We start from the raw sequence: 2,129 nt of genomic DNA, 5'->3' as shown, positions 1-2,129 counted from the left end.
TGACGTTCGCCAACGAGGAGATCGCCGCCAGCGTGCGGGCGATGAACGAGCCGGAATCGGCCGATGGGCGCGCCCTGTCGGCCGCTGTTGATGAAGCTTCCTGAACAAACCAACTACGTTCCAACTCTGATGGAGGTTGAAGTATGAAAGTAGTCGTATGCGTGAAACAAACGCCCAGCACGACCGCCACCATTTCGGTGAAAGGCGGCGTGGTCAGCTGGGAGGACCCGGGCGGCAAGCCCAACGTGGTGAACCCGTGGGACGAATACGCGATCGAAGAGGCCATCCGCTTCAAGGAAGATCGCGGCGCGTCCGACGCCGTCGCTCTGTGCGTGGGCGAGGCGTCCAGTGATGAGGCGCTGAAGACCTGCCTGGCCATGGGCTGCACCGAGGCCATCCTCGTGTCCGATCCGGCGCTGGCTGGCTCCGACACGCTGGGCACGGCCAAGACGCTGGCCGCGGCCATCGGCAAGATCGGCGGCGTGGAAGTCGCGCTGTTCGGCAAGCAGGCCATCGACGGCGACACCGGCCACACGCCGGTGCAGGTCGCCCGCGTGCTGGGCTGGACGCCGCTGACCTACGTCTCGGCCATCAAGGAAGTTGGCGGCGGCAGCATCACCGTCGAGCGGTTGACCGACGACGGCAAAGAGACGGTCACGGCCAAACTGCCGGTGGTCATCAGCGTCGTCAAGGAGATCAACGAGCCGCGCTACCCATCCTTCATGGGCATCCGCAAAGCGAGCAAGGCCGTCATCCCCACCTGGTCGGCGGCCGACGTGGCCGTCAGCGAAGCCGGCCCGGCCGCGGCCAAGGCCGACTGGTCGAACATCTATCCCGTGCCGCCGCGCGAGGGCGAGATCGAGATGATCGCCGCTGACAGCGTGGAAGAGCAGGCGCGCATCCTGGTCAACAAGCTGTTTGAGGAGAAGGTCATATGAGCGGCGGAGTGTGGGTATTCGTGGAAAATCGTGACGGCGCTATCAGCGCGATCAGCCGCGAGGCGATCGGCGCGGCGCGCGTCGTGGCGAATGACCTGGGCCAGCCGCTCACGGCGCTGGTCTTCGGTCAAAACGTGGGCGGGGCGGCGACGGCCGCCTTCGACCTGGGCGCGGACGCCGTGCTGGCCGCCGACGACGCGACGCTGGCCGGCGGCCGGCTGGAAGCGCTCGGCCCGCTGGTCGTTAAGCTGGCTCAGGAGCGGCAGCCGGCGGTCATCCTGTTCGGCGCGTCCACACGCGGCCGCGACCTGGCGGCTTGGGCCGGCGCGGACTTGAATACGGGCGTCGTCGCCGAGGCCATCGAGATCAAGGTGGACGGCGGCACGGTCAAGGCCACGCGCCCGGTCTACACCGGCAAGCTGCTGTGCGACACGTTCGTCAAGAGCGCGCCGCAGATCATCACCCTGCGCAGCCGGGCCTTCGCCCAGGCTGCCTCAACGGGCAAGACGGGCGCGCCGGAGATGGTCAGCGCGGCCGTGGCCGAAGACGCTATCCCGACCAAGATCGTCGGCTTCGAGGGCAAGGGCGGCAAGGTCAGCCTGACCGACGCTAGCAAGATCGTCAGCGGTGGGCGCGGCGTCGGCGGGCCGGAAGGCTTCGAGCCGCTGCGCGAGCTGGCCGAGGCGTTGGGCGCAGCGCTGGGCGCGTCGCGGGCCACGGTGGACGCCGGCTGGATTCCCTACGAGCACCAGGTCGGCCAGACCGGCAAGACGGTCGCGCCGGATCTGTACATCGCCTGCGGCATCAGCGGCGCCATCCAGCACCAGGCTGGCATGCGCAGCTCGAAGGTCATCGTCGCCATTAACAAAGACCCCGACGCGCCGATCTTCAAGCTGGCCCGCTACGGCATCGTCGGCGACCTGTTCAAGGTCGTGCCGGCGCTGACGGAAGAGTTTAAGAAGCGGCTGAACTAAGAAGTTGATAGTTGTTAGTTGATGGTTGTCAGTGGACACTGGCAACCATCAACTAACAACTATCAACTGGCAACTAACCACTTGACTGAAAAGACCGGCCTCGTCATCAAGTCCCAGAGCGGCTTCTTCACCGTCCAGCCTGACGACGGCGGGGAGCCTATTGTCAGCCAGATCCGCGGCCGGCTGAAGCAGGAACGCCAGCGCACTGACCTGGTGG

The 2,129-nt window shown here is 66.4% G+C and carries 2 protein-coding genes; both read left to right on the top strand.

The window, feature by feature from the left end; all coding sequences use genetic code 11:
• The first annotated feature begins 143 nt into the window (after window positions 1-143).
• Complete coding sequence (locus ACE3UY_RS22655) at window positions 144-938, top strand: electron transfer flavoprotein subunit beta (RefSeq protein ID WP_374689736.1); 795 nt, start codon at window positions 144-146, stop codon at window positions 936-938.
• Complete coding sequence (locus tag ACE3UY_RS22650; protein ID WP_374689735.1) at window positions 935-1,912, top strand: electron transfer flavoprotein subunit alpha/FixB family protein; 978 nt, start codon at window positions 935-937, stop codon at window positions 1,910-1,912. The genes ACE3UY_RS22655 and ACE3UY_RS22650 overlap by 4 nt, the downstream gene beginning before the upstream one ends.
• Window positions 1,913-2,129 lie beyond the last annotated feature (217 nt).

This window comes from Promineifilum sp. (SeqCode), from assembly GCF_041918635.1.
GTDB lineage: Bacteria > Chloroflexota > Anaerolineae > Promineifilales > Promineifilaceae > Promineifilum.
The sequence above is the reverse complement of the archived record's forward strand: the minus strand, read 5'-3'. Positions and strand labels throughout refer to the sequence as shown.